Origin of the sequence: Pseudomonas sp. 02C 26, assembly GCF_002843585.1 — a bacterium.
Lineage (GTDB): Bacteria > Pseudomonadota > Gammaproteobacteria > Pseudomonadales > Pseudomonadaceae > Aquipseudomonas > Aquipseudomonas shirazensis.
Map to the genome: position 1 here is coordinate 4,988,993 of NZ_CP025262.1, position 26,979 is coordinate 5,015,971.

Consider the following 26,979-nt stretch of genomic DNA (forward strand, 5'->3'; position numbering starts at 1 on the left):
CCTTTGCGTCAGGCGTCGGTGGCCAATGGGTGAGCGGCAAACCAGGCGCGCGCCTGCTCCGGGATCACCCCGATGCCATGAAAAGTGTTGACCCTGAGCCCTTGCTCTTCGCCGCGGTGGTGCAACGCACGCGCGCAACGGTCAGTGAACAGGCGCCGCGCCAGCAGGCGGCTGAGGGCGACGCTGTGGCCGAACGGGGTGACCCAGTCGTTGATCCACATGCGCTCGCCGCTGCACCAGTCGGCTTCGTCCAGCTCGATCGGTGAGCGGGTCAGGTAGCGCTGTTCGGCGGCCTCGCTGAGGTTCAGCCAGGAGACGAAAAACACCGGGCGACCGCCCTCGCTGCCCAGCACGAACTGACGGTGCTTGAGCGCCGGCAACAGCAGGCTGGCGAGGCTGTGCAACGGGGCGTCGCGGTGGGCCGTGGAGTGCATCCACAGCCAGGTCGCAGCGCCCAGCGCGGTGGCTTCGTTCCACGGTTCGTCGATCAGGCCTGGGGCGGTGATGTCGAAAGTGTCGATGCGCATGGCAGCCTCCTCAGAACGACAGGGCGACGGTAAACGCGCTGGTGAAGTTGGCGGTTTCAAAGCCATCGGGCTTTTTCAACGGCGTACCCCACGACCAGTCGTAGGAGAGGTTGCGATAACCGCCGCGCACACCGACCACGGCACCGGCCAGGCGCCGGCCGATCAGGTAGTCGGCGGAGTTGCCGCCGACTGCGCCGTAGTCGACCCCGGCGTACAGCTCCTGGCCGCTGCTGCCCAGGGCCAGGCCGAGTTCGTTGCTCAAGGTCCAGCCGCGGTCGGCAGAGAGGATGTTCTCGCCATCGAAACCACGCACCGAATAGCGCGTGCCGATGCTGAAGCGGTCTTGCGGGACCAGTTCGGTGCGGTTCCACTGCGCGCGCCAGCCGCCGATGTAGCGCAGGCGCTGGCCATAGGCGTCGAACGGCACTTGCAGCTGGGCGTCGGCCTGGATGATTTTCGAGCGGGCGGTGCCGTCGCCGAAGGCTTCTTCCGGCGCCTCCAAGGCGCTGTGGGCGCCGGTGCCACGGCGGTAACTCAGGCCAAGGTCAAGGGTCGAAGCGCCGATGAACTCACGATGACCAATGCCCGCCTGCCAACCGGCCATGCGCCGGTGTTGCTGGAGCAGTTCGGTGTCGTCGATGAAGTTTTCCGAAGAGCGCGTCCACAGGCTGCCCCACATCGTGGTCTTGCGCACCGCATCGCGGTACACCAGGCGCGACAGGCGCAGCTCGTTGTTGCGGCTTTCGCCGCGGTAGAGGAAGTCCTGGTTAACCCCGGCCACCGTCTGGTGGTAGTCGTACTCGCTGCTGGTGAACGCCAGTTGCCAGTACCCGAACGGCAGCGAGTAATGCAGGGTGTGCCCTTTCGAGCCTTTGTCGCCGGAGGTGCCGCCGCCCAGGTCGTGGTTGAAGCTGGCGTAGAACAGGTCATTGAGCGACAGCGGGTTGTCCAGCGACAGCGCCACGGCGCCCTGGTATTTGCCGGTGGTCTTGCTGCCGCTGTTGTCCACCGACAGGCTCAGGCGCGCCGGGAAGCGCTGGCGCCAGGCAATGATCACGTCGCTCTCGCCCGGCTTGGCGGTGCTGCTGGCAGCAGGCGCGATGCGGATATCGGCTTCGGCAGTGGGCACCCGCTTGAAGTTTTCCAGCGCTTGTTCGATGTCGCGCAGGTTGAGCAGATCGCCAGGCTTGGCCGGCATCGCGTTCCAGGCGTTGGCGCGCCCGCTGGTGCCCTCGGCAAAGCGCACCTGGCCGATGCGGCCGGGCAGCAGGGTCAGCACCAGAATGCCGCTGTTGAGGTCTTGCGCTTCGGCCAGGACACGGGTGGTGACGTAGCCCTTGGCGATGATCGCGTTCTGCATGCGCTTCATCGTCAGGTTGATGCCGGCACCGCCCAGGCACTGGCCCAGCGCTGGGTCGTCGCTGGGGTTGGCGGCCTGCAGCGCCCACTGGAACTGCTCGGCAGCCTCGCCGATCAGGCGGATATCGTTGATCTTGAAGCAGGGTTTTTCATCCCGCGGCAGGCGTGCCTGGGCCTCGGCCACAGGTGCAGCTTCCAGGCGCACGTCGGGGCGGGTGTCGAGTTGCTCGCGCAGGATTCGCTCGCGCTCGCGTTGGCGCAATTCTTCATCGGCAACGGCTGCCGAAGCTGACTGGCTGACCACCAGACCTGCCAGCAGCAGGCATAGTGGAGGAACAAACGAGGCGAATGAGCGGGCGACAGCAACAGTCACCGCGCCGCGTTGCGCGAGTGGAGGCATGACACGTCCTTGTGAACCGGAAACGGGTAAAGGCCTGGGACAGGGGGGATGTCCTGCAGGCCTGAAATCGAACGGTCTGACGTGTCATTCGCAGAAAAGTTGCGTGATGAAGTAGGAAAAATCAGCACAGCTGAGCGATTTGTGAAACAAATCGCACTCTGAGCGTCGGGTTTTGTCGCGTGGCCCTGTAGTTACTCTTTGCTGACCGTGGCTGCTTCATCGGTCGAAGGCGCCTCGCTGGCGGCAGCCTCCTGGCCTGGCGCGGCGTCGACTCTGCGCAGCCGATTCAGCTCTGGCAGGCCGAGTTTCAACAACCGTGCAGTCTTGTTGCTGGCGACCTTTTCCAGGCCTTGATCTGCCGGCACCCGCGCCAGCTGCCCGGCCAGGCTCATGGCCAGAATCTCCCGCGAATAGACCCCGCCACCCAGGGCATACACCGCCGCAATCAGCTCGCGCAGCGGCAGTGGCAAGCGCCAGCGGGTGCGCAGCGCCGAGCCGAATGGGGCGCCGAATTCGTTGAGCGACAGTTGCACCTGATCTTCATCCAGCTCACCGCCGGCCAGGCGCCACTCCTGCAGGCAACGCAACACCGCTAGGTCGCCCAGACAATGCAGCAGGCCGGCGCAGTAGCAGCGACCTTCATCAACTTCAAGCATGCGCGCCAGGGTGCGGCCGTACTCTGCGGTGTGCAGCGACAAGTCCCAGTAGTGCGCGGCATGCCGGGCCAGCAGTGGGTCGCTCAGCCGCGCGCTGCGCTTGAGAGTCAGGCCGAGCACCAGGTTCATGCTCTGGGTGCTGCCGAGTTTGTTCAGCGCCTGCAGCAAAGTCTGCGCCGGCGCATCGCTGTGCATCGCCGCGCTGTTGGCGGCGGCGATCAATACTGCGGTGATCTGCGGGTCGCTGCGCACCTCTTCTTCAAGCACGCGCAGGTCCAGCCCTTGCGGATTGAGCGCGCGCTTGATGGCTTGCTCGACGTCGGCCAAAAGCGGCCCACCGTCGGCACTGGCGCGGCGCTGCTCAAGATACGCCGGCAGCTTGGCTCCGGGGCTGAGCGGCGGCACCGGGCAGGCGATCTCCTCGCCGGCGCTGGTCAGCAGCACTTCGAGGCGCTTGCGCAGTTTGTCGATGTTGAGCGGTTTGCTCAGGTATTCGGTGGGTTGCAACGGCAGCACTTCACGCACGCTGGCGCTGTCGCTGCGGTTGCTCAGCAAAATGAACGGCAGGCTCGGCGTCTGGCTCTTGCCACGCACTCTGCGCAGCAGGTCGAGGCCGTCAATGTCACCCACCAACTCACGGTCGGCGATGATCAGGTCAGGCTTGCTGGCCAGTGCCGCCAGCGCCTGGGCACCGTCGGCGCAGATCTGCAGGCGGGCGTCGCAGCGCACGCTTAGCAGGGTTTCGCGCAGCATGTCGCGCACCCATGGGTCGCCTTCGGCAATCAAAACGCAAGGCGCGGTGGGGTTTGCAACGCTCATGGGCTACTCCTGAGTAATCGTGTCACGCAATCCGTTGCAGCTTCCAAAACAGGTCCGTGAGGCTAACGATAGCGTCTAGCCCAGCGGATAGGCATTTTTTTTGGCCTTGGGCTGCTTGCGCAGTACCCCTGTAGGAGCGGCCTTGTGTCGCGAAAGGCCAGCGTAGCTGGCCCGGCGATGTCCGCGGCGAAGCTGCAATCTGGGGCCGCTACGCAGCCCTTTCGCGACACAAGGCCGCTCCTACAGGGGGGCGTGTTGGCCTGGGGAGGGGCATAAAAAAACCCGCCTAGGCGGGTTTTTTTCTGACGCGGGTCACATTACGCGAGTTCAGCGAAGCACTCTTCGATGATCGCCAGGCCCTTGTCGAGCAGCGCGTCTTCGGCGGTCAGCGGCACCAGGATGCGCAGGACGTTGCCGTAAGTACCGCACGACAGCAGGATCAGGCCCTTGTCGCGCGCCTTGGCCACGACCTGGTTGACTGCTGCAGCGTTTGGCGTGTGCGAGCCAGCGGCGTCGAACACTTCAACTGCAATCATCGAACCCAGTGCACGCACATCACCGATGATCGGGTGCTTGGCCTGGATCTGGCGCAGGCCAGCGACCAGGTGCTCGCCAACAGCCTTGCTGCGGTCGAGCAGTTTTTCTTCTTCGAACACCTGGATCACGGCCAGGGCCGCGGCGCAGGCGATCGGCGAACCGGCGTAGGTGCCGCCCAGGCCGCCTGGAGCGATGGCGTCCATGTACTCGGCCTTGCCGCACACACCGGCCAGCGGGAAGCCGCCAGCGATGGATTTGGCGAAGGTGGTCAGGTCAGGCGCAACGCCCATCTGTTCCATGGCGAAGAAGGTGCCAGTACGGCCAGCGCCGGTCTGCACTTCGTCGGCGATCAGCAGGATGCCGTGCTGGTCGCACAGGGCGCGCAGGCGCTGCATGAACGGCTTGGTCACCGGGATGAAACCACCTTCGCCCTGAACTGGCTCGATGATGATTGCAGCGATGTCTTTTGGCTCGGCGTCGTTCTTGAAGATGCGTTCGATGGAAGCGATCGAGTCGTCGATGCTCACGCCGTGCAGCTCGTTCGGGAAGATCGCGCGGAAGATGCCGCCTGGCATCAGGCCCATGCCGGCCGAGTACGGTACGACTTTACCGGTCAGACCCAGGGTCATCATGGTACGGCCGTGGTAGCCGCCGGTGAAGGCGATCACGCCAGCACGGCCAGTGGCAGCGCGGGCGATCTTGACGGCGTTTTCAACCGCTTCGGAGCCGGTGGTGACCAGCAGGGTCTTCTTGTCGAAGTCGCCTGGAACCAGCTCGTTGATTTTTTCGCACAGCTCGACGTAAGGCTCGTAGGCCAGCACCTGGAAGCAGGTGTGGCTGACCTTGGTCAGCTGGTGCTGAACAGCGGCAACCACTTTCGGATGCAGGTGGCCGGTGTTGAGTACGGCGATGCCGCCGGCGAAGTCGATCAGTTCGCGGCCTTCAACGTCGATCACGGTAGCGTTCTTCGCGGTGTCGACGAAGATCGGGTGGATCTGGCCAACGCCACGTGGGACGGCGGCGACACGACGTTGCATCAAGGATTCGTTGGTCTTGCTCATAGTGCCCTCAATTGCGCCGACTGATAGCGGCGCTTGGGGGTGGCTGGGTCTGTTCGCGATCAGTATTCGTTGATCGACTGGCGCGAGCGCCCGGGCCACCAGGTCCTGCAATATAAAAAGACCAGCGAGACGTCGCTCTCGCGCCCCGCTGGCAGAGGTAAAAACCTTGCTACTGGATCAGACGCTGATGCACAGGTACTTGATTTCGAGGTAGTCCTCGATGCCGTACTTGGAACCTTCGCGGCCCAGGCCCGAAGCCTTGATGCCGCCGAATGGCGCAACTTCGTTGGAGATCAAGCCGGTGTTGATGCCGACCATGCCGTATTCCAGCGCTTCGGCAACACGGAACACACGGCTCATGTCGCGGGCGTAGAAGTACGAGGCCAGGCCGAATTCGGTGTCGTTGGACATGGCGATGACTTCGGCTTCGTCTTTGAAGCGGAACAGCGGCGCCAGTGGGCCGAAGGTCTCTTCCTTGGCTACGGCCGCAGTTTTCGGCACGTCGACGAGGATGGTCGGTTCGAAGAAGTTGCCTTCGATCAGCTTGCCGCCGGAAAGGATCTTGGCGCCTTTGCTGACTGCGTCCTGGATGTGCTCCTGGACCTTGGCTACAGCCTTGCCGTCGATCAGCGGGCCGGTGGTGGTGCCGTCTTCCAGGCCGTTACCGATCTTGAGCTTGGCCACAGCGGCCTTGAGCTTCTCGGCGAACGCGTCGTAGACACCGTCCTGCACGTAGATACGGTTGGCGCAGACGCAGGTCTGGCCGTTGTTGCGGTACTTGGAGATGATCGCGCCTTCGACTGCCTTGTCCAGGTCAGCGTCGTCGAACACGATGAACGGAGCGTTGCCACCCAGCTCCAGCGAGACTTTTTTGATGTCCTTGGCGCATTCCTGCATCAGCTGACGGCCGATTTCGGTCGAGCCGGTGAAGGACAGCTTGCGCACGATCGAGTTGCCGGTCAGCTCGGTGCCGATGTCGCCGGCGCTGCCGGTGACGACGCTGAACACGCCAGCCGGGATGCCGGCGCGGGTGGCCAGCTCGGCCAGGGCCAGAGCGGAATACGGGGTCTGCGAAGCAGGCTTGAGCACCATGGTGCAGCCAGCGGCCAGGGCCGGGCCGGCTTTACGGGTGATCATCGCGGCCGGGAAGTTCCACGGGGTGATGGCCGCGGTAACGCCGATTGGCTGCTTGATGACGATCAGGCGCTTGTCTGGCTGATGGCCCGGGATGGTGTCGCCATAGACGCGCTTGGCTTCTTCGGCGAACCACTCGATGAAGGAGGCGGCGTAGGCGATTTCGCCCTTGGCTTCAGCCAGCGGCTTGCCTTGCTCGGTGGTCATCAGGCGAGCCAGGTCGTCCTGGTTCTCGATCATCAGCTCGAACCAGCGACGCAGCTTGTTCGAACGCTCTTTGGCAGTCAGGGCACGCCAGGCCGGCAGGGCCTTGTCGGCAGCTTCGATGGCGCGGCGGGTTTCAGCGGCGCCCATCTTTGGCACGGTGCCGATGACTTCACCGGTAGCCGGGTTGGTCACCTGGATGGTCTGGCCGTTGTCCGCATCCAGCCATTCACCGTTGACGAAGGCTTGCTGGCGGAACAACTGAGCGTCTTTGAGCTGCATGTCGGCTTCCCTTGAGCACCGTGAGCGCACGGAGCGAATTATTGATTGTTGAACACGCACCCCAACACGGAAAACGGCCGTTACGGGGCTTGAGCGTTTGAAATCTCAAACGAATCGTAAGGGTCTGTTGGGTCTTGGACAATAGGCTGTTCGAAAAAAAGAACGAGTGGTTGAACACCTCGTCCGATTTTCGCCAGCCTTGCGTGGCCCGCGCAGGGCCCGACAACAGTAGCCCCGTGCGTCGTGAAAGGCCAGCGACGCTGGCGCGGCGGATATTTGCGGAATGGCGCAGTCTTGGTGTAGGAGCGGCCTTGTGTCGCGAAAGGCCCGCAAAGCGGGCCCGGCGATGTCAGTGGCGGAGTTGATAATGTGGGGCCGCTGCGCAGCCCTTCGCGGGTGAACCCGCTCCCACAGGTACTTGTACGCTTTTAGAATGCCTTGTCGAGTTCGATGACCAGCGCGCGGTAGCCGACGCTGCCCGGTTGGCGGCTATTCACTTTCAGCTCGACCAGCACCTCTTGCGTGCCGCGGCGCACTTCGTTGAGGGTGGTGGTGGTGAGTTTGTCCTTGGTGAGGAAGCCGACCGAGGCCGAATAGATGAACTGGGTGTCGGTTTCCGGGCGGTAGGCGACCACCGAGGTGACCGGGCTGTACCACTCGTCTCCGCGCTCCTTGCCGTATTCCCAGACCTGCTCGACAGTGCCTTTGGCTTCATCGATACGGTATTCGACGGCGCGGCTGTAGTTGCCGCTGAGCTTGGTCGCGGCAAAGTCGCGGCCCCAGCCGTTATCGAACACAGTCATCGTGCCTTTGCCGGTGAGCCAGGCGGTGTGCTGGGTCCACGACCAGTCGAAGCCTTCGCTGGCGATCGGCGTCAGCACCTTGTCGCGCAGGCGCTGCGGCCAGCCCTGCGGTGAGGCCAGAATCCACTTCACCTGCTTGTCGCGACCGATCTTAACCACGCCTTGGTGGCGTGCTGAAATGATAATGCTGTCGTCATCTGCGTCGTAGTCGATGGCATTGACGTGGGCCCAGTTGCGCCCGGTGCCGACTCCGGGGATGTCGCCGAACGGCAGGTCGCCCTCGGCCAGTTCATTGGCCAGGTTGCTGTCCTGCCGAGCCACGCCGGCGGGTAATTGCACGGCGGCCTTGCCGAGGGTTTCCAGCAGGTCGCCGCGATACGGGTCGAGGATCTGGTTGAGGTCCCAGAACTCCAGCACATCGCCGGCTTCGTTGACCTCGATGATGTGGTCGCGCACCGAGCGCACGCGCTTGCCGTCAGGGCGGCGATAGTCGCTGGTGCCGACCCGCAGCAGGTAGGTGCCATGGGGTGTTTCGCGAATCTCGTGGGAGAAGTCGGCGAACTTGTCCGGCAGGTTGCGCTGCCACACCTGACGGCCGAGCAGGTCGTACTTGGAGTAGGTCTGGCCTTGGCCCCAGATCAGTTTGCCGTCGCGGGTCTGCTGGAAGCCCATGGTCCCACCGAGGCCATCGCGGCGGTTAGAGTCGTGGATCTGTTCGATGTCCAGATACCAGCGCACGTCGCCATTGCTGTCGGCGATCCAGTTGTTGCCGACCTGGTCCCACTCGGCAGCGCCGCCCAGGGCATTCCATTTCAGGGCACGGCCACCGGGGATATCGCCGAGCAGGTGGTTGAACAGGTACAGGCGCTGCTCGAAGCCCGGCGCGACCTTGACCGGTACTACTTCAGGCAGGGCGGCGGTCTGCTTGGCCACCACCGGCAGGCGCACGGCCGGGGCGTAGATCTGGTACTGCTCGCGGATGCGCTCGCCGTCGAGCTTGTAACTGACCTCGACCTGATTGACGTGGTCCGGGTACAGGCCAAACACCGGGATGCCGCCGTAGGTCCACAGCGAGCGGTCGCTGACGTCGTAGCTGATATCCACGCCGCGCTCGCCACGGCCGCGCACGCGCACATGGGCGGCGCTGATCGCGCGGCCGCCATCGCGGATGATCGCGGTCAGCGGCGCCAGCCGGTACGGGTTGACCACCACGTCGCCGAGCAGCGCTTCGTCACGGTCGGGGACCTTGGCAGTCAGGCAAGCGCCTTCGGGCAGGTCGAGGGTTTCGGTCTTGGCATTCATGGCAAAGCTCCTTGTACTTAGAAGTCGTAACGGGCGGTGGCACCGAAGGTGCGTGGGGTGCCGAGCACGCCGGCATAACCGCCGTTGGCGGAGTTCCACAGGCTGGTGAAGTAGGTTTTGTCGCCGGCGTTTTTCACCCACAGCGACAGGTCGACGACGCCGTCACCTTGGTCCAGGCGCACGCCGGTAGAGAGGTTGACCAGCGCGTAGCTGGGGATCTGGCCGAAGTCGGAGTCATCGATGGTGCCCACCGCCCGCGAGCGGAAGGCGTAGCTGGCGGTGACGTAGGGTTCGATGCGATCCGTCAGTTGCCATTTGTATTGGCCGTTGAAGTTGGCGATGTACTTGGAGGCGCCGACCACTTGATGCCCAGACAAGTCGCAGGTAGCGGTGGCATTGGCCAGGCTCACTTCCGGCGGGCATGGCGCGTCCTTGTAGTCGGTGTAGCGCACGTCGTTCCACGAGCCGTTGAAATTCAGGGTCAGCCCCTGGATCGGCAGCGCCGTGGCTTCGAACTCGACCCCGCGCGAACGCACGCTGCCGGCGTTGGCCAGGTACTGCACGCGGTTGACCTGGTCGTAGACGTTGGCCTGGTAGCCATGCACCTGGGCCCAGAACAGGTTGCTGTTGAGCTGCAGGCGGTTGTCGAACAGGGTGGTCTTGAGCCCGACTTCGGCGTTGTTGACCCGCTCGGTACCGACCAGCAACGAGTCGGTGCCCAGCCTTGGCGCGGCGCCGACGGTAAGGTTGACCCCGCCGGATTTCTCGCCGTGGGTGAGGCTGGCGTAGCCAAGCACGGCATCGCTGAAGCGGTAGCTCAGGCTGAGCAGGCCGGTCGGGCTGAAGCTGTACTGATTGAGGTCGCCCGAGTCGTAGGCGCCGACCCGGCCATTGCGCGCCACAGCGGCCGCACCGGTAACCGCCGCGCCACCGCTGGGCGCAGCGCGGTCGACCCAGGCGCTTTTCTCTTCATAGGTGCCGCGTACGCCGGCGGTGAAGTCGAGGCGGTCGGTCAGGTGCCAGGTGCCCTGGGCGAACAGCGCGTAACTGTCGGTATCGATGTGGCCGTTGCCGATCGTGGTGACGTTGGCCAGCGCGCCCGCCGGGGTGGCGTTCCAGATGTCCGCCTGCGGGCCGTAGTAGTTGAACGATTTGTTGTCCAGGTCCTGCTTGAAGTAGTAGGCACCGAGCACGTAATCGAAGAAGCCGCCGGTCGGCGAGGCCAGGCGAATTTCCTGCGAGTACTGCTTGTCGCGCACCGACACGCCGGCGTTGTAGCTGGCCGCCACGTTGAGGCCGTCGTCGTTGCGCGGGGTGAAGTCCCACCAGCGGTAGGCGCTGATCGAGGTGAGGGTGAAGTCGTTGGGCAGGGTCCAGTTGGCCTCGACCGAGGTGCCGCCCTGGAACACCGTTACCTGCTGATCGGAGTCGAAATTGACCTTGCGGTCCTTGCCCGACACCAGCGTCGCACCGGCCTGGTTGGCCAGGCTTTCATAGCGGTTGACCCCATTGATGGTCGGGCCGGTGCTGTACAGGCTGAGGATGCCGTTGTTGGAGTCCTCTTCGTTGTACTCACCGATCCAGCGCAGGTTGAACGTCTCGTTGGGCTTGAACAGCAACTGGGTACGAAAACCCTGACGCTTGCCGCCATTGAGGTCGTCGCCGTTGTAGACGTTCTTCACATAGCCGTCGTCTTCGGTGCGGTAAGCGCTGATGCGCCCGGCCAGGGTGTCGCTGAGCGGGCCGGAGTAGCTGGCCTGGGTCTGCCAGTAGCCATCTTCGGCCAGCGAGGTCTGCACGCTGCCCTCTGTATGGAAGGTGGGTTTGCGCGTGGTGATGTTGAGCACGCCAGCGGTGGTGTTCTTGCCGAACAAGGTGCCTTGCGGGCCGCGCAGCACTTCCAGTTGCTCGACGTCGAGCAGGTCGAATACGGCCATGCCCGGGCGGCCGAGGTAGACGTTGTCCAGATAGATGCCGACGCTGCCTTCGAGGCCATCGCTGGCCGGGTTGTTGCCCAGGCCTCGGATGGAAATGCTCGACTGGCGTGCATGCACGTAGGAGACGTTGGTACTCGGTACCAGCTGTTGCAGATCCTGCACGCGGTAGATGCGCTGGGTTTCGAGGGTTTCGCTGCTGAGCACACTGATCGGGGTCGGCACGCTTTGCGCGGTTTCTTCGCGGCGGCGGGCGTTGACCGTGACCGTACCGAGTTGGGCACCCGCCTCCACCGCGGGCGTGGCGCCGACGGGCTGGTCAGCAAAACTGCTGTTGGCCGCCGCAAGCAACACCCCGGCGGCAAGCGGCTGCAGGGCAAACAATGTGGCCCGGGCGGGCCAGCGGGAAAGTCGAGACATACGGGTGCTCCTAGAGGCGTGGGCCTTGGCGAGCATTTCCGTTGGCGGAACCGAATCGCGGTCTGGCAGGCTTATATTCTTATTGGATCTATAAATATGTTTAATTCATATTTTGTGGAATAAGTAACACCCTTTATAAGGTTCACAACCCTTCCTGCCAATTGCATTTCACCGAAAGTTTCCATGTAGAAAATGCATATAGATCTGCGCCAACTGCGCCACTTCATCGCCCTGGTCGAGCACCGCAGCTTCGTCGCTGCGGCCGTTGCCGTGAGCCTGTCGCAATCGGCCTTCAGCCGCAGCATTCAGACCCTCGAGCACAACGTCGGCTGTCGCCTGATCGACCGCGCCAGCAAGGAGCTGGCACCGACCCGGCAGGGTTTGCTGGTGCTGGAGCACGCGCGTCGGCTGGTGCATGGCGCGCACAACCTGGCCAACGAGATCAACCAGTTCAACGGCGCGACGACCGGCCTGGTGCGCTTCGGCTCGGGGCCGGCGCCGGCCGGCGGGTTGGTACCGCGGGCGGTGGCGCGGTTCGTTGCCGAATACCCGGCGGCGCGCACCTGTTTTCAGGTGGATAACTGGCAGGCGCTGAACCGCCGGTTGATGGCCGAAGAGATCGAGTTCTTTGTCGCCGACACGCGTCAGTTCGAAGCCGACCCGGACTACCGCGTGCACAAGCTGACGCCGCAGCGCTGGCACTTCTGCTGCCGCGCCGGGCATCCGCTCACGGCTCAAGCCGAGGTGCGCGCGCGGGACCTGTTCGACTATCCGCTGGCGACCACCTTCCGCCCGCCGAACATCCGCAAGATCCTCAGCGACCTCAGTGGCCGGCAAGATTTTTTGCCCAGCGTCGAGTGTGAGCATGGTTACGCGCTGCTCAATGTGGTCGCGCACTCGGACACCATCGGCATCGCCTGCAGCGCCAATCTGCGGCCGTATCAGGGGGAAGGTGGGCTGGTGGCGCTGGAGCTGGTTGACCTCAGCCAGGAGCAGGAAGATGAGTGCTATACACGGTATGGCGTGGTTAGCCGAGTGGGGTATGGTTTGTCGCCGTTGGCGCAGGGGTTGGTCAGGCAGTTGCTTGCCTGTGATAGCGAGACTTGAGTGCTTCAGGTCGATCTTGGGGCCGTTTCACGGCCTTCGCGGGTGAACCCGCTCCCACAGATTTCGGCGGCGCTGCAGAATCCTGTGGGAGCGGGTTCACCCGCGAAGGGCCGCAAAGCGGCCCCCGGCCATATCAGCCCTTGCGAGTAGTGCGGCTCAACTGGCCATCAACCCCCACCGGCACTTCGCCGGCCAAGGTCACCCGGCGCACGATGCGCGGCTGGGTGCCGTAGTCGTCCAGCGCGTAATGCTGGGTGGCGCGGTTGTCCCAGATCGCCACATCGCCGACCTGCCAGCGCCAGCGCACAGTGTTTTCCAGGCGAGTGACATGCCCTTGCAACACAGCGAACAGGTGCGCCGAATCGGCCTGTGAATAACCTTTGATGCGTTTGACGAACTGGCCCAGTTGCAGCACGCGCTCGCCACTGATGGGGTGCACACGCACCACCGGGTGTTCGGTCTCGTAAACGGTCGAGGTGAACACCTTGCGGTGGCGCTCGAGCTTCTCCGGGCTGACATCCGGCTTGGCCGCGGCATAGTCGTATTCGTTGCTGTGCACGGCCCAGAGCTTGTCGGCCAGCTCGCGCAGCGGCTCGGGCAGCTCACGGTAGGCGGCTGCGGTATTGGCCCAGACGGTGTCGCCGCCAGCGGCGGGAGCGACCACGCTGCGCAGGATCGAAGCTTTCGGGTATGCATCGACGAAGGTCACGTCGGTGTGCCAGGCATTGGCCCGCTGGCCTTCGGCGCCGTCAAGCTGGAACAGGTAATGGCTGCCGTCGAGTACTGGCACGGTCGGGTGTGCGACTGGTTCGCCGAGGCGCTTGGCAAAGGCTTCCTGGGCAGCATCGTCGAGGTGATGCTGGGCGCGGAAGAAGATCACTTTGTGTTCCACCAGAGCAGCCTGGATGGCATCGATGCTGGCGGCGTCCAGCTCGGCCGACAGCGCGATGCCGCGAATCTCGGCGCCGATGCGGCCGCCAATCGGCAGGATTTCCAGTGCAGCGGTGTGTGGCGCGGTAGCCAGTGCGGCGTTGCTCATAGCGGTGGTCCTCACGGTCATATGACGAGCGTTGTGATGATTCAGCGGGCGGCCTGGGTGGCCTGGGTCTGTTCCAGGGCAGCGTCGAGGAAGCGTGGCTCGATCCATTCGGAGACCTGGAAGCCGCGGCGGATCAAGCGCTCTTTGGCAGCCAGATCGACGCCTTGCTGGAGTAAGCCGACAAACTCGGCGTCCAGCCGTGGATCGAAGTACTCGGAGAGGTTTTCGTCAGCCAGGTCGCCTTCCAGAATCACCCGCGGATAATTGGCAGTGGTTGCCACCAGCTCGATGTAGGCCTGGCGGTTGTGCTCGTCGCGTAGCCATTGGCTGGCCTGCTCCTGGGCCTTGACCAAACGTGCAGTCAGCTCGGGGTGCTGACGGATGAATTCGCCGGTGCCCAGCAGCACCGCCTGGGTGCTGCCGGCGCCCTTGAGGTCGCGTGAGCTGACCGGCAGCTCGACCAGCCCGCGCTCACGCAGCGAGAGCAGGTTGGACAGGCCCCAGGTGGCGTCGATCTGCTTGGCGGCGATGGCGGCATTGGCGGCGTTGAAATCCAGATTGATCACTTTCAGGTCGCGTTCGGACAAGCCCTGGCTGGCCAACGCGCTGGCGAACGACAGCTGGTTGGCCGTGCCGCGGAACACCGCCACGCGCTTGCCCTTGAGGTCGGCCAGGGTCTTGATGCCCGAGCCCGGCACCACGCCGAGGTAACTCTTGACCCCCCGCACACCAGCCGACAGCACCCGCGTATCGAGGCCATTGGCCTTGCCGATGATCGCTGCCAGGTCGCCGAGGTAGGCGAAGTCGGCCTGGCCGTTGGCCAGCGCTTCGTTGATCACCGGGCCGGCGCCCTTGAAGAAGTGCCAGTCGATTTTGATGCCGTCTTTGGCGAATTCCTTTTCCAGCAGTTGCTGGCTGCGCAGCACGTCGACCACGCCACCGGCGCTGGGCTTGCTGCCGGCGCTGAGGTCGGGCACGGCGATACGGATGCTGTCGACTTCGGCAGCCTGAGCAGTCAGGGCGAAGCTGCTCAGCAGGCCGGCCAGCACGGTCGGCGCGAAGCGGGTGAGTAGGTGACGCAGTGGGGTTTTCATGGCACGGCTCCTTGGCAGGCTGCCACCGGCAAGGGCCGGCGCTTTGGGCAGAAGCTAGGCAAGGATGGTTAGAAGTAACAAAGACTGAATGTGCATGTTTTAGTAACTAAAAGGCATAAATCAGGGTTGGCGGGGTGTGTCGCCGGGGTTGCGGAACGTGCATTTGAAATATGAGTAGAACGCATTGGCTGGGGGGTTCTCGATGCGTGGCCTGCATGCTCTTATGTCTTGAAATTATCTATGCGTAATTTTTTATTCTTTTATTGAATATGTTAATTGCGGTTTGTTGGAGGGCGCGATGGGCGACATTTTGCGACAGGGACGGGGATTGCTGGGGCTGCTGCGCAGCCCTGTTGCGTCCGGCATGGCGCCCCGACATGACCGCTCCGGCCAAGGGTGGCTGGCCTGGATAGTGCCAGTGGGTTTGGCGTCGTTGTGGGTGGTGGCCAGCCGTTGGCATTGGATGAGCGAGCAGATTCTGCCGGGGCCGGCGCTGGTTTGGCAGAGTGCGCTGGAGTTTGGCAGTGCCGAGCTTTGGGGGCACCTGTGGATAAGTTTGCAGCGGCTGCTTTACGGGTTGCTCGCGGGGATTGCCGGCGGATTGCTGCTGGGGACTTGGCTGGGCGCTTCGCGCAGGGCGCAGACGTTGGTGATGCCGACGTTCATCGCACTGGCACAGATCCCGACGCTGGCCTGGATCCCGCTGTTCATGCTGTTTTTCGGCATCGGCGAGCTGCTCAAGCTGGTGGTGCTGATCAAGGCGGTAGTGGTGCCGGTGACCTTGCACACGCTGGTGGGCGTGCGCGATGCACAACCCAAACTGCGGGAAGCCGCAGCGACCTTGCGCCTGCCGGCACATTTGCTGTTCCGTCGGCTGCTGTTGCCGGCTGCCCTGCCGTCGTTTCTGGCGGGAGTGCGGCTGGCGCTGGCGACAGGCTGGACCTCGCTGCTGGCCGTCGAGCTGCTGGCCTCCAGCGAGGGCATCGGCTACCTGATGGTGTGGGGTCGGCAGCTGTTCATGCTCGATCTGGTATTCCTCTGCATCGTACTGATCGGCGCGGTCGGGTTCTTGATGGACCGCAGTTTCAGCAGCCTGGAGCGGCGCCTGCTGTTCTGGCCGCAAGCGGCTACCGGCGAGCAAGGCCGGGCGCAGTTACCACGGGCCTGGCAAGGCTTGTTGTTGCCGCTGGGCCTGCTGGCGCTGTGGCAGGCGGCCAGCAGCTTTGGCTGGGTCGACGACAATATTCTTACTTCGCCACTGGGCGTGCTGGCCAGCCTGCAGGCAGGCATCGCCGATGGCTCGCTGCTGGAGGCGCTGCGCTTGAGTCTGCAGCGGGCACTGAGCGGACTGCTGCTGGGCGGCGGTGCAGGCTTTGCGCTGGGGGTACTGCTGGGTTTGTCGAAACCCGCCGAACGAACCCTCGGGCCGACCCTGTCAGCCCTGCGCCAGGTGGCGATCTTTGCCTGGGTGCCATTGCTCACCGCGTGGTTCGGCCTGGGCGAAGCGGCCAAGCTGGTGTTTGTCGGCCTGGCGGCGTTCTTCCCGCTGTTCATTGCAACCCAGCGCGGCATCGCCAGCCTGTCGCCGCAGTTGGCAGAGGCTGCCCAAGTGATGGGCCTGAACCTGCCCAAGCGCTTGCGCTTGCTGATTTTGCCCGGCGCTGCCCCCGCAATATTTGCCGGCCTGCGCCTGTCGCTGATCTACGCCTGGCTGGGCACCATCGGCGCGGAATACTTCATGCCGTCCGATGGCGGTATCGCCAGCCTGATGCTCGGCGCGCAGCAGCTGTTCCGCATGGACCAGGTGATGGCGGCGATGATCCTGATCGGCCTGATCGGCGCCCTGCTCGGCAACCTTGGACAACGCCTCGAATCGCGCGCCACGCGCTGGAGAACTGCATGAACGCCTTCAACACCTCGACCCTGCACGCCGCCAATCAAGCCGACACCACGCCAGCGCTGGTGAGCTTCGAGCAAGTCGGCAAAACCTTTACCGTCGATGGCCAGGCCTTCGAGGCCATCAACAACTTCAACCTGGCCATCAACGAAGGCGAATTCATTGCCATCGTCGGCGCCTCCGGGTGCGGCAAGTCGACCTTGCTGCGGCTGTTGGTGGGCCTGGATACCGACTACAGCGGCAGCATTCACGTCGATGGCAAGCCGGTGCAGGGCATCGGCGGCGAACGCGGCATTGTCTTTCAGGAGCACCGGCTGTTCCCGTGGCTGACAGTCGAGCAGAACATCGGCCTGGGGCTGGTCAACGAGAAACTGAGCCAGGGCGAACGCGCCCGCCGCGTGCATGAGTTCGTGCAGTTGGTGGGTCTGGTTGGCTTCGAGACGGCGTATCCGCACCAGCTGTCTGGCGGCATGGCCCAGCGTGTGGCAATCGCCCGAGGGCTGGTCGCCAGCCCGCGCATCCTGCTGTTGGACGAGCCGTTTGGCGCACTCGACGCCTTGACCCGACAGCAGTTGCAGGACGAACTGCTGGCGATCCGCGAGCGCTCCGGCATCACCACCTTGCTGGTCACCCATGATGCCGAAGAGGCCACCTATCTGGCGGATCGGGTGGTGGTGCTGGAGCCGCGCCCCGGGCGGATCAAGGCGGTGGTCGAGATAGACCTGCCGCACCCGCGCCAGCGCACCGGGGTGGCGCTGCATGGTTTGCGCGAGCGGGTACTGCATCAGATCACCGGCGACGGCGGTTACTTCAAGCCCGCGTCGCAGCGGGTCGAGGGCTTGCGCCCGGAGTTGATTGCCTTGTGAGGTAAGCACCGCTCCGACATTCGTGCCCGTAGTGCCGCTGGGTATGTTTCACAACGAAAACGGCTACAGATCAAGGCGATGGACGCGCTAGGCCAAGATGGGTATCATTGCGCCGCGTTGCACTCGTAGCTCAGCTGGATAGAGTACTGCCCTCCGAAGGCAGGGGTCGTGGGTTCGAATCCCGCCGAGTGCGCCATATCAAGAAAAAGCCCTGGGACTTGTCCCGGGGCTTTTTCGTTTGTGCGGACCTCGCCTGCCAAGCAGCGACAAGCCATTGCAGGGGCGAACCTGGTTGATGTGGCCTGAGGGCTGCCCGTACCGGCAGTCGCTGCAACGCTGGCTGACGCCGCACGGGCTAGAGGTGAACATCACCAGCATTGCCAGCTACGGCATCAGCGGCTTCAGCTTCGCCGACCTGGCGCCAGTGCAGAACTACTTCATCTGCAACAAGCACACTGGCAGCCACCCTGCCAAAGACAGCTTTGCGGCGCTGCTTGGGGCTGAATATCACTTAGCTTGAGCGAAGCGCACCAAGCGTCAACCCGCTGACTTAACCGTATCCGGCAGCTCGGCAAAGGCTGCACCATTCCACTGATACTTGACCACACTCTCCTGGCTCGGGCAGCAGCGTGGATCTTCGTCGCTGTGAGTCAACACGGTCACGCCGATCAGGTTCGGGCCGAGCAGCTGCAGGTCGGTGGCGCCGCCGAGGATGGTCTTGCCTTTGGCGCTCCAGCTGTTGCCATCACGGTACAGCGCCGCAAGGGTCTGGAACGAGCCATTGCCACCGCCCTGGCCTTCGATGGTGTAAAGCACCACGGCATCTTCGACGCCATCTCCATCGAGATCCACTTCCAGTACCTGACGGCCTTCGTCGTATTCACTGCCGCCGTCGGTTGCGATTTCGTCCGCAACCATCTGGTCGATGGCGGCCTTTAGCGCCGCTTCATCGGCTTCTGCCGTTTGTACGCTCGGCTGCGCTGGCGCAGCGGCTGCAGTGCTCTGCCCTGATGCCTGCGCATCGGGCTTGAGCGCAGCCTGCTTGGACTCGTTCCCCGCATCGCAACCTACCAAGGCCAGGATGCCAATCGTTGCTACAGCCAATTTCAGCTTCATGCCGTTTTCCTTGTGTGACGAGCCACCTCGGCCAATCAATCCTGTTCTGCTTCGATCACTTGCCCATTACGGCGGTCGCCGTGCACTGCCATGTAGCGCACCAGTTGACCAATCCGCAGGTCGAGTGCCTGCAACAGCCGGTTGCGGGTGTCGTTGACTTCACGCTGATTGAAGAACCCCGGCGCCTGGGTGTAGAGGTCGAACGCCTGGTTGATCTGCGCCGGGGTGAGGACGGTGAAGTTTTCCCCGGCATTGTGGTTGTACAGCGCGACCAGGGTGCCGTTCTGGTTGCCGGCGTTATGCACGAACAGCAGGCTGACGTGCTGGCCGGGGCGGATGCGCACCTGGGTATTGTTGAGCTGGAAGCACGACTCTTTGCCGTTTTCCAGGCGCACCCAGAACTCATGCTCCTGCACGTTGTGGGTGCTCACCTGCATGCTCGACGAACTGCTGCCAGTCGAGCCGGTGCCCTGCCACATCGTGCCGCCAGTGGTGCGGTGCGAGTGGTAGGCGTCGAGGTGGGTCTGGTTGCGCTTCTGGCTGTCGAGCACTTCACCATTGAAGACAAAGAACCCCAACTGGCGCTCGAAGTGGTTGAACGGCTCTTCGATGAAGTTGACGTCGTCGGGCGCCAGGGTGATGTCGTACATGGTGCGGATCATTTCGGCGCGAGCGGCCTTGTCGCGCTTGGCCTGCTCTTGCAACTGGGCGCGGCGCAGCTTGGCGTCGTCGATGGCCTTGAGCGCCTGGGCCTTGAGAATCGGGGTTTTCTCCTGGGCGTAGACGGTGGCCTTGTCGCTGGCCTGCTTGAGGATCGGCGCAGCTTTTTGCCCGGCCTCGACAGCCAGGTCACGGGCTTTGTCCAGCGCCTGGGCGGCTTTGGCAGCCAGCTCGGGGTTGGCGTCGTAGGCCTTTTTCTTCAGGTCATCCCAGAGACTCATCGTGGTCACGCTCCATTGTGCAAGGGCAGATCAGCCGGTACCGCTGACCGGGTGCGGGCAGTTTAACCGCAAGCCGGGGCAATGACGTCAAAAAGCCATCTAACTTAAATTGACGGCTAAATGACTTTGCAAGTAGTGTTGCGCGGCTATTCAGTATCAAGGTGTGATTACTGAAACGGATCGATACAAGACTAGGTAGGGTCTACAAGGATGCGCGGAGTATTGCTACGCAGTGGTAAGAGTGAAAACTTTACCGCTTTGGGAGAGACTGGCCAGCCGGTCTATCGTGCCGCTTTGCAGCTGCGCGAGGCGATCCGCCGCAAGTACCCGGAGCATCCGCACCTGGTCGAGCACCTGGCCATCCCGCAGCCGGACGCCCTGGGCAGCACCCTTGACTGGTACAGCGAGCGCCCGGGCGATGTGATCCCTTGGAGCAGCGCTACCGAAGAAGAGCGAGCGCCTGCCCGAGCCCAGCTCGAAGTACTGCAGCTGCGCATCAATGACCTGAGCAACAGCATGCTCGGCCTGGATGCCAACGGCGCGCCGTTGCCCGGCGCCCGCAATGCCGTGCAGGGCGACAACACAGTGTTCGGCAAGCTGCTGACCTGTGTGGTGCCGTTTCCCGACGAAAACTTCGTGTATCTGGTGGATGGCCGCCCGGTCCTGACCTTCTGGGGCTTTATCCATGCCGGCGCCGAGCGCAGCCGCCAGCCCTTGCATTGCCTGTATCCGCGTGCCGCCAAAGCCGCCGAGCCAGTGATCGCACCGCCACCCGTGCCACCGATTGCTCCTGCGCCAGTACCGCCGGTTGCGCCGCCAGTGCCGGTTGCCGCCGCGCCGTGGTGGCGCCGGCTGGGTTGGTGGTGGCTGCTGCCATTTTTGCTGCTGTTGCTGCTGCTGTTCGGCCTGCGCAGCTGCTGGCCGGGCCTGAATGTGCCGGGCCTGCAGCTGCCTGACCTGAATCCGAAAGCGCCAGTGATCGACACTGGAACTCACAGCGGCAGCGGCACTGGCAACCTGGGTACTGGCACCGGTCAAGTGCCGGGCACCGGTGCTGGCCTGCCAGACGCTGGCGGCACTGGCCCAGGGGCCGGCAATCCAGATGCAACGCCACCTGCACCCGAGCCAACACCTGAACCGCCAGTGCCGGGCGATACCACCGCGCCTGAGCTCGCCCCGGAGCCTGCGCCTGAGCCTGAACCCGCCCCAGCGCCAGCGCCGGAACCTGCGCCTGCACCCGAGCCAGGCCCGAGCACGACGCCACCCGAACTGCCAACAGAACCTACTGCGCCCGCTCCCCAGGCGAACCTGCTCAGCATTCCGCCTGACGCCGCCGAAGGCACCGCCAGCTTCCTCAATGGCGACTGGGCCGGTGCCGGCATCCAGGAAGTCGGCACCAGCAAGCCGCTGCGCCTGAAGTACGACTTCAAGGACGGCAAAGGCAATGCCACCGTCAGCCGCTCCGATGGCGTGCGCTGCCAGGCACCGGTTTCGGCGGCCATGAATCAAGGTCAGCTGTCGATCACCAGTGCCGGCCAAGCCGCCTGTGCTGACGGCAGCAGCTACGACCTGCCCCAGGTCAATTGCAAGCCAGGCGCATCCGGCCCGGCTGACTGCGCCGGCAACTATGGCGCCGACGCCTTCCCGATGCTGATGAAACAAGCCGGCCAATAATACGAGACGCAGAAGATGTTGCCCGAAATCACCCAGTTCGAAGAAACGGTCACGCTGGTCAGCGATACCGGCATTCAATTCATGGATTTCGCCCTGCGTCTCGGCCCGGACGGCGAGCAAGCGGGCAAGTTCGTCCAGCTCAACAACGGCATGGTGCCTACGCGCCTGCTGTGGTCGCGCGAGTACAAGGACTTCTACGAGCCGGAGCCGGACAAGGTCGTCCAGGTCGAATTCGACAGCAGCGACGACAACCACTTCCGCGTCGCCATGGAAGAAAGCCTGAAGCTGTTCGATGGCGTCTGGCTGCCGTTGCCGTTCCTGCGCTTCATGGCCCCGCATCGGTTTGACGAAGGCCCCAACAACTGGTCGCGGATGCGCCTGGTCAAGCTGGCCGAGCCGGACCTGGACGGCAATACCCATCGCCTGACTCTGGCCTTCGATACGCGCATCATGGCCGCAGTGGCCGGTGCTCATTACCTGGCGCCGAACGAAGAAGACGTGCGCTCCGGGGTCGATTTCAAGCTGGCCTGCAGCGCCCGTGAATACGGCTGGTTCCTGACCCACGGCTGGATCCGCGAGTGGCTTGCCGAGCTGTATGGCGAAGCCCGCGCCGAGTGGACCCGCGAGCGCCTTGAACGTGATCTGCAGGGCAACCGTCACCTGGCCCACTACCTCAACCTGCTGAGCCTGTTGCGTCGGCCGGTGCCGGCTGAGCAGAGCGTCGAGAAGCCCAAGGTCGAAATCCCGGAAATCAAGGTTGTCGCCAACGAGATTCAGGGTGTGGTGCAGCCAATCCCGGTCGACTTGGTACTCGATGTGGGCAACTCGCGCACCTGCGGCATCCTCATCGAGGACCACGGCCAGGCAGGCTCCGGTATGCGTCACAACTACGTGCTCGAACTGCGCGACCTGAGCGAGCCGGAGAAGGTCTACAACGAAGCCTTCGAAAGCCGCGTCGAGTTCACCCAGGCCTACTTCGGCAAGGATAATTTCTCGGTCAAGAGCGGCCGCCACAATGCCTTCCAGTGGCCGACCATCGCCCGCGTCGGTGGCGAAGCCGGACGCCTGGCCAGCCGCCGCCGCGGTACCGAAGGCTCGACCGGGCTGTCCAGCCCCAAGCGTTACCTGTGGGATGAAAAGGCCTACGGCCATGGCTGGCGCTTCAATACCTCCTACGTCAAGAGCGACAAGGAGCCGCTGGCCACCGCCGCACCGTTCGCGCACCTGATCAACGACCTCGGCCAGGCCCTGTACCTGCCGCCGAAGAACGACATGCCGGTGTTCACCCCGCGCTATTCGCGCAGCAACCTGATGACCTTCATGCTGGCCGAAGTGGTCACCCAGGCGCTGGCCCAGATCAACAGCCCGGCGCAGCGTTCGCGCCAGGGCCACGCGCGCGTGCCGCGCCGCCTCAACAGCATCACCCTGACCGTGCCGCCAGGCATGCCTCAAGCCGAGCGCAGCATCCTCAGCAACCGCATGTACGAAGCCGTCGGCCTGGTCTGGAAGAGCTTTGGCTGGCATGCCGGCGAGAGCAACCCGTTCAAGGACAAGAGCATCGTCCCGCGCACGCCGCTGCCAAGCATCCGCGTCGATTGGGATGAAGCCAGCTGCGGCCAGCTGGTGTACCTGTACAACGAGGTCAACGAGAACTTCGCCGGTCATCCGGAAGAATTCTTCGCCGCCCTCGCCCGCCCGGACAAGCAGGAAGCCGAGCAGATCACCCTGGCCACGATCGATATCGGCGGCGGCACCACTGACCTGGTGATCACCGACTACCGCCTCGACCGTGGCAACAACGGCGGCGCCGGGGCCAACGCGCACATCGTGCCGAACCAGCGTTTCCGCGATGGTTTCAAGGTGGCTGGCGACGACATCCTCCTCGACGTGATCCAGGAGTTCATCCTGCCGTCGTTCCGCAAGGCCCTGCAGGGCGCTGGCGTGAGTGCGCCGGACGCGATGATGTCGCGCCTGTGCGGCAACGGTGATGCCTCGGCGCAAGAGCGCATCCTGCGTCAGCAGCTCAACCTGCAGATCTTCGTGCCGCTGGGTCTGGCCCTGCTCAAGGCGTACGAGAACTACGACCCGGCGCAACCGCAGGACGTCGTCGAGCAGACCTGGCAAGAGGTGCTGGGCACTGCCGTGATCAACGACAGCGTGCTCGAGTTCGTCAATGCCGCAGTGCGCCGCGAAGTCGGCCGCGAAGGCACGCTGGAGCTGCTGCAGACGCCGATCACGTTTGACCTCGAGCAGGTCCATGCGGCCTTCATCGGCGGCCAGATCAACATCACCCGGATCCTCGCCGAGCTGTGCGAAGTGATCTCGCACTACCCTTGCGACATGCTCCTGCTGACCGGCCGACCGTCGCGCCTGCCGGGCATTCAGGCGTTCATCCGCCAGCGCCTGCCGCTGCCGCCAGGGCGCATCCTGCCGCTGCAGAACTACCGCACCGGCGGCTGGTACCCGTTCCACCGCAACGGCCTGATCGATGACCCGAAGAGCACCGCTTCGGTCGGCGCGATGATCTGCCTGCTGTGCTCCAAGCACAGCGTGCCGAACTTCTATTTCCGCACCGTCGAGCTCAAGCCGTACTCGATCATCAAGCACTTCGGCCAGATCGACACCGCCGGCACCATCAAGCATGCCGACGTGCTCTACCACAACCTGCAGTCGGCCAAAGGCCGGATCGAACTGCCGATTGTTGGCGAAGGCGAGCAGCGCGGCACACCGTGGCTGGAAATGCGCGGCGACATGCACCTGGGCTATCGGCAGTTGTCGGCCGAGCGCTGGTCGGCCTCGCCGCTGTACACCTTGCGCTTCACCCCGCGCGGCAGCAGCGCGTTCTCCAAGGCACTCGGCAAGGGCGGCGAAGCGCCGGTACTGCGCGTGCGCCTGGAGGTCGAGGAGCCGTCGGACCAACTGCTGGAGCAGGGTTTGATCAGCGACAAGCTGATCATCTGCGACCTGCAATCGAATATTCAGGATGCCGATTTCGATTACGACCGGGATCTGGAGCTTGCCCTCAATACCATGCCAACCATGAGCTTGAGTGACAGCGACTATTGGCTCGACAGCGGGAACGTCAAAGGAAAATGAGCGACCTTACGCCGAAGCAACAACAGTTGATGAACGCCTGGGGCGCTGTCCATGAAGGCGCCGGCCAGGCCCTGTCGTGGATCGACCAGGTGCGTGGCAACGCCGCCAGCGTGGAAGCCGAGGCCGATGGCCTGAGCCTGCGTCTGCGCCAGGCGCGCAACCGCGCCAAGGACCTGCGCAAGGCCGCGTCGACGCCAATGGTGATCGGCTTCTTCGGCCTGTCCCAGGCGGGCAAGTCGTACCTGATCTCGGCCCTGGCGGCAGATCAGCGCGGCCGGCTTGAAACCGACTTTGGTGGCAAGACCCTGGACTTCATCGAGCACATCAACCCGACCGGGTTGGGCAAGGAAGCCACCGGCCTGGTTACCCGCTTCAGCCGCCTGGCCAAGCCCAGCCCGGATGCCAACTACCCGGTCGAGCTGAAGCTGTTCAGCGAAGTTGAAGTGGCGAAGATTCTCGCCAACGCCTGGTTCGAGGATTTCGATCAGGAAAAGCTCGACTACAGCTTCACCGACGATAGCCTGCAAGCGCTGCTCAAAGGCTTCGAAGGCCGCGAGCAGGAGCAACTGCATCCCGGCGTCAACGGTGACGACGTGGTCGCCTTGTGGGACTACCTCAAGGGCAACTACGAAAAATCGGTACGCAAGCTCGATGACCACTACTGGCCACGAGCAATCAAGCTCGCGCCGCACCTGAGCTATCGCCAGCGCGCCAAGCTGTTCTCGGTGCTGTGGGGCGAGCAGCCAGCGCTCACCGAAGTGTATGAACTGCTGGTCGGCGGCCTGCACAAGCTGGGCTTCCCCGACACCGTCTATGCGCCTTTGAGCGTGTTGGTGAAGGACGACAACGGCAGCTACACGCCGACCAACAGCATCATGAACGTGGATATTCTTGGCCGTCTCGGCACCAGCCGCGATTTGCCGGTAAGCGTGCTGCCACTGCACGGCGACAAGGTCCAGGGCAGTGTCGGCCTGACCGTCGCCCAGCTCGCCGCGCTGACTGCCGAGATGACCTTCCGCCTGATCAACAGCCCCAAGGACCCGGTGGTCGAAGCGGTCGATCTGCTCGACTTCCCTGGCTACCGGACCCGGCAAAAGCTGCTGCGCCTGGAAGACGCTGCCAGCCCGGACGCAGTCGAAGAGGTCAACCCGGCCTCCAGCCTGATCCTGCGCGGCAAGGTCGCCTACCTGTTCGAGCGCTACACCGACGCCCAGCAGATGAATGGCCTGGTGCTGTGCACCAGCTCGTTCAAGCAGAGTGAAGTGGTCAGCGTCGGCCCGGTGCTGACCCGCTGGATCCACAAGACCCAGGGCGCCACGCCAAAAGAACGCGGCCAGCGCACTCCGGGCCTGATCTGGGCGCTGACCATGCTCGACGGTTTCATCGGCAACACCCTCGGCCTCAGCGAAGGGCAGCTGCCTGAAGGCTGCGAGAACATGATGAAGCTGACCATGATCGAGCGTTTCGGCGCTCAGGAATGGATGAAAGAGTGGGCCGACAGGCCGTTCAACAACACCTACCTGGTGCGCAAGCCGCGCCTGGACACCGCGTTCATCGAGCGCGACAGCGGCAGCGGCGAAGAAACCCACTTCAACGAGCGCCACGAGTTGCGCCTGCAGCAGCTGCAGCAGTGCTTTGCGCAAAGCCCCTCGGTGCAGCGCCATATCAAAGACCCGGCCGATGCCTGGCAAGCCATGCTCGCCCTCAACGACGGTGGCATCAGCCGCTTCAGCGCCAGCTTCCAAGGCATCAGCGACATCGACTTCAAGCTGACGCGCATCGACGAACAGCTGCGCCAGTGCCGCGCCGATCTGCTCGAACACGGCCTGCATGCATGGCGCGAAGAGGACTTCGAGCAGCTGCTGAACAAGAAGCGCGAGAAGACCCAATATCTGGTCGACAACCTCGGTGCCGATCCGGACGCGATCAGCGAGCTGATCAACGCCCTGCAATTGCCCGATGAAGAACTGCGCGAGCTGTACCTGGGCGGCGTGTATGACATCGACGGTATCGATGGCGAGGCAGAGCCCGAGCCGGAAAGTGCCGCCAAGGCGCCGGCCAACAAAGCCCCGGCGATCAATTTCGGCAACCTGTTTGCCAGCCCCGCAGCCGCGCCCGCTGCAGTCACCGCGGCCAAGCCGCTGGCCCAGCGCTTGAACTCGGAACAACGCTTTGCCCGCGCCGCACTTAAAGCGTGGATCCGCCACATGCGCGAGCTGGGCACGCAGACCTTGCGCCTGAACAGCATGCGCATCAGCCGCGAACTGGCCGACGCCTTGACCGAAGAGCTGATCAGCGCCGTGCGCCGACCGGCCTTCCTCGCACAGCTCGACCAGGCCGTGACCCGGCGCATCCTCGGTGGCGCCCGGCGCGACCAATTGGTGCAGCGCCAGGTGATGAACGTGCAGCTGTTGATGCGCGACTTCCTGTCCTGGTTCGGCCTGCTTGCGCAGCCACTCAGCCAGCGCCCGAATTGTCTGATCGGCGAGCGCCAGCCAGTGTTCGGCTTCTACCAGAACGTGGCCCTAGGCGAACTGCCGGAGCTGCCGGCGCAGCCGTCACACCAGGAGCAGCGCTTCCTCGTCGACTGGCTGTCGGGCCTGGCCTGGCTGACCCAGGAAAACGCCAAGAACGGCGCCGACCCGGAAATTACCACCGAGCAACGCCGCCAGTTGGCGGTGTTGCTGAACACCTTTGAAGCGAGCTGACTG

General features: G+C 63.9%; 18 protein-coding genes and 1 tRNA gene. 8 read left to right on the top strand and 11 right to left on the bottom strand.

Annotation, left to right across the window (positions count from 1 at the left end):
• Nucleotides 1-8: 8 nt before the first annotated feature.
• The 7 genes from CXQ80_RS22790 to CXQ80_RS22820 form a co-directional block, all read right to left on the bottom strand.
• Nucleotides 9-527 carry a toxin-activating lysine-acyltransferase gene (locus CXQ80_RS22790; RefSeq protein ID WP_101322589.1) on the bottom strand — a complete coding sequence of 173 codons (519 nt, stop codon included), beginning with the start codon at nucleotides 525-527 and terminating at the stop codon, nucleotides 9-11.
• A 10-nt stretch (nucleotides 528-537) separates the two neighbouring features.
• Nucleotides 538-2,286: a ShlB/FhaC/HecB family hemolysin secretion/activation protein gene (locus CXQ80_RS22795; protein WP_101322590.1), complete on the bottom strand. Its 1,749-nt coding sequence runs from the start codon at nucleotides 2,284-2,286 to the stop codon at nucleotides 538-540.
• A gap of 191 nt (nucleotides 2,287-2,477) precedes the next feature.
• Nucleotides 2,478-3,761 (bottom strand): response regulator, encoded by a 1,284-nt coding sequence (locus CXQ80_RS22800; protein WP_101322591.1) that lies wholly within the window; start codon nucleotides 3,759-3,761, stop codon nucleotides 2,478-2,480.
• A gap of 317 nt (nucleotides 3,762-4,078) precedes the next feature.
• Nucleotides 4,079-5,359 carry a 4-aminobutyrate--2-oxoglutarate transaminase gene (gabT, locus tag CXQ80_RS22805; RefSeq protein ID WP_101322592.1) on the bottom strand — a complete coding sequence of 427 codons (1,281 nt, stop codon included), beginning with the start codon at nucleotides 5,357-5,359 and terminating at the stop codon, nucleotides 4,079-4,081.
• 177 nt (nucleotides 5,360-5,536) lie between these two features.
• Nucleotides 5,537-6,979 carry an NADP-dependent succinate-semialdehyde dehydrogenase gene (gene gabD, locus CXQ80_RS22810; RefSeq protein WP_101322593.1) on the bottom strand — a complete coding sequence of 481 codons (1,443 nt, stop codon included), beginning with the start codon at nucleotides 6,977-6,979 and terminating at the stop codon, nucleotides 5,537-5,539.
• A gap of 428 nt (nucleotides 6,980-7,407) precedes the next feature.
• Complete coding sequence (locus CXQ80_RS22815; RefSeq protein WP_101322594.1) at nucleotides 7,408-9,084, bottom strand: aryl-sulfate sulfotransferase; 1,677 nt, start codon at nucleotides 9,082-9,084, stop codon at nucleotides 7,408-7,410.
• Nucleotides 9,085-9,101: 17 nt separating this feature from the next.
• Nucleotides 9,102-11,474, bottom strand: coding sequence for a TonB-dependent receptor (locus CXQ80_RS22820; protein WP_371918889.1), 2,373 nt, complete (start codon nucleotides 11,472-11,474; stop codon nucleotides 9,102-9,104).
• Between the two features lie 156 nt (nucleotides 11,475-11,630).
• Here CXQ80_RS22820 and CXQ80_RS22825 point away from each other — a divergent pair, with 156 nt between their 5' ends.
• Nucleotides 11,631-12,545, top strand: coding sequence for a LysR family transcriptional regulator (locus tag CXQ80_RS22825; protein ID WP_101322596.1), 915 nt, complete (start codon nucleotides 11,631-11,633; stop codon nucleotides 12,543-12,545).
• Nucleotides 12,546-12,678: 133 nt separating this feature from the next.
• On the opposite strand, the gene CXQ80_RS22830 is transcribed toward CXQ80_RS22825, so the two are convergent.
• Both CXQ80_RS22830 and CXQ80_RS22835 read right to left on the bottom strand, forming a co-directional pair.
• Nucleotides 12,679-13,584, bottom strand: coding sequence for a TauD/TfdA family dioxygenase (locus tag CXQ80_RS22830; RefSeq protein ID WP_101322597.1), 906 nt, complete (start codon nucleotides 13,582-13,584; stop codon nucleotides 12,679-12,681).
• Nucleotides 13,585-13,625: 41 nt separating this feature from the next.
• Nucleotides 13,626-14,678: an ABC transporter substrate-binding protein gene (locus tag CXQ80_RS22835; protein WP_101322598.1), complete on the bottom strand. Its 1,053-nt coding sequence runs from the start codon at nucleotides 14,676-14,678 to the stop codon at nucleotides 13,626-13,628.
• Between the two features lie 298 nt (nucleotides 14,679-14,976).
• On the opposite strand from CXQ80_RS22835, the gene CXQ80_RS22840 reads away from it, so the two are divergent.
• The 4 genes from CXQ80_RS22840 to CXQ80_RS22855 all read left to right on the top strand — a co-directional run bounded on the left by CXQ80_RS22840 (nucleotide 14,977) and on the right by CXQ80_RS22855 (nucleotide 17,961).
• On the top strand, nucleotides 14,977-16,581 hold the full coding sequence (locus CXQ80_RS22840) for an ABC transporter permease (protein ID WP_101322599.1): 1,605 nt from the start codon (nucleotides 14,977-14,979) through the stop codon (nucleotides 16,579-16,581).
• On the top strand, nucleotides 16,578-17,441 hold the full coding sequence (locus CXQ80_RS22845) for an ABC transporter ATP-binding protein (protein WP_101322600.1): 864 nt from the start codon (nucleotides 16,578-16,580) through the stop codon (nucleotides 17,439-17,441). The genes CXQ80_RS22840 and CXQ80_RS22845 overlap by 4 nt, the downstream gene beginning before the upstream one ends.
• A gap of 119 nt (nucleotides 17,442-17,560) precedes the next feature.
• Nucleotides 17,561-17,637: transfer RNA gene (locus CXQ80_RS22850), tRNA-Arg, on the top strand.
• Between the two features lie 42 nt (nucleotides 17,638-17,679).
• Complete coding sequence (locus tag CXQ80_RS22855; RefSeq protein ID WP_157831770.1) at nucleotides 17,680-17,961, top strand: hypothetical protein; 282 nt, start codon at nucleotides 17,680-17,682, stop codon at nucleotides 17,959-17,961.
• A 17-nt stretch (nucleotides 17,962-17,978) separates the two neighbouring features.
• On the opposite strand, the gene CXQ80_RS22860 is transcribed toward CXQ80_RS22855, so the two are convergent.
• Together CXQ80_RS22860 and CXQ80_RS22865 are read right to left on the bottom strand one after the other, a co-directional pair.
• On the bottom strand, nucleotides 17,979-18,557 hold the full coding sequence (locus CXQ80_RS22860; protein WP_101322602.1) for an LppP/LprE family lipoprotein: 579 nt from the start codon (nucleotides 18,555-18,557) through the stop codon (nucleotides 17,979-17,981).
• Nucleotides 18,558-18,592: 35 nt separating this feature from the next.
• Nucleotides 18,593-19,498, bottom strand: coding sequence for a hypothetical protein (locus CXQ80_RS22865; RefSeq protein ID WP_101322603.1), 906 nt, complete (start codon nucleotides 19,496-19,498; stop codon nucleotides 18,593-18,595).
• Nucleotides 19,499-19,708: 210 nt separating this feature from the next.
• Here CXQ80_RS22865 and CXQ80_RS22870 point away from each other — a divergent pair, with 210 nt between their 5' ends.
• From CXQ80_RS22870 to CXQ80_RS22880, 3 genes are read left to right on the top strand one after another with little or no spacing between them, the layout of a single operon-like run.
• Entirely contained in the window at nucleotides 19,709-21,172 is a 1,464-nt protein-coding gene (locus CXQ80_RS22870) for an SrfA family protein (protein WP_101322604.1), read from the top strand.
• A gap of 15 nt (nucleotides 21,173-21,187) precedes the next feature.
• On the top strand, nucleotides 21,188-24,268 hold the full coding sequence (locus CXQ80_RS22875) for a virulence factor SrfB (protein WP_101322605.1): 3,081 nt from the start codon (nucleotides 21,188-21,190) through the stop codon (nucleotides 24,266-24,268).
• A complete protein-coding gene (locus CXQ80_RS22880) occupies nucleotides 24,265-26,976 on the top strand; it encodes a virulence factor SrfC family protein (RefSeq protein WP_101322606.1) in 2,712 nt (903 codons plus the stop codon). The genes CXQ80_RS22875 and CXQ80_RS22880 overlap by 4 nt, the downstream gene beginning before the upstream one ends.
• Nucleotides 26,977-26,979: the final 3 nt, after the last annotated feature.

Excerpts from the sequence above, each read along its gene's own strand:
- CXQ80_RS22790 (WP_101322589.1), bottom strand. The coding sequence starts at position 527 with ATGCGCATCGACACTTTCGACATCACCGCCCCAGGCCTGATCGACGAA.
- CXQ80_RS22795 (WP_101322590.1), bottom strand. The coding sequence starts at position 2,286 with ATGCCTCCACTCGCGCAACGCGGCGCGGTGACTGTTGCTGTCGCCCGC.
- CXQ80_RS22800 (WP_101322591.1), bottom strand. The coding sequence starts at position 3,761 with ATGAGCGTTGCAAACCCCACCGCGCCTTGCGTTTTGATTGCCGAAGGC.
- gabT (WP_101322592.1), bottom strand. The coding sequence starts at position 5,359 with ATGAGCAAGACCAACGAATCCTTGATGCAACGTCGTGTCGCCGCCGTC.
- gabD (WP_101322593.1), bottom strand. The coding sequence starts at position 6,979 with ATGCAGCTCAAAGACGCTCAGTTGTTCCGCCAGCAAGCCTTCGTCAAC.
- CXQ80_RS22815 (WP_101322594.1), bottom strand. The coding sequence starts at position 9,084 with ATGAATGCCAAGACCGAAACCCTCGACCTGCCCGAAGGCGCTTGCCTG.
- CXQ80_RS22820 (WP_371918889.1), bottom strand. The coding sequence starts at position 11,474 with ATGCTCGCCAAGGCCCACGCCTCTAGGAGCACCCGTATGTCTCGACTT.
- CXQ80_RS22825 (WP_101322596.1), top strand. The coding sequence starts at position 11,631 with ATGCATATAGATCTGCGCCAACTGCGCCACTTCATCGCCCTGGTCGAG.
- CXQ80_RS22830 (WP_101322597.1), bottom strand. The coding sequence starts at position 13,584 with ATGAGCAACGCCGCACTGGCTACCGCGCCACACACCGCTGCACTGGAA.
- CXQ80_RS22835 (WP_101322598.1), bottom strand. The coding sequence starts at position 14,678 with ATGAAAACCCCACTGCGTCACCTACTCACCCGCTTCGCGCCGACCGTG.
- CXQ80_RS22840 (WP_101322599.1), top strand. The coding sequence starts at position 14,977 with ATGGGCGACATTTTGCGACAGGGACGGGGATTGCTGGGGCTGCTGCGC.
- CXQ80_RS22845 (WP_101322600.1), top strand. The coding sequence starts at position 16,578 with ATGAACGCCTTCAACACCTCGACCCTGCACGCCGCCAATCAAGCCGAC.
- CXQ80_RS22860 (WP_101322602.1), bottom strand. The coding sequence starts at position 18,557 with ATGAAGCTGAAATTGGCTGTAGCAACGATTGGCATCCTGGCCTTGGTA.
- CXQ80_RS22865 (WP_101322603.1), bottom strand. The coding sequence starts at position 19,498 with ATGAGTCTCTGGGATGACCTGAAGAAAAAGGCCTACGACGCCAACCCC.
- CXQ80_RS22870 (WP_101322604.1), top strand. The coding sequence starts at position 19,709 with ATGCGCGGAGTATTGCTACGCAGTGGTAAGAGTGAAAACTTTACCGCT.
- CXQ80_RS22875 (WP_101322605.1), top strand. The coding sequence starts at position 21,188 with ATGTTGCCCGAAATCACCCAGTTCGAAGAAACGGTCACGCTGGTCAGC.
- CXQ80_RS22880 (WP_101322606.1), top strand. The coding sequence starts at position 24,265 with ATGAGCGACCTTACGCCGAAGCAACAACAGTTGATGAACGCCTGGGGC.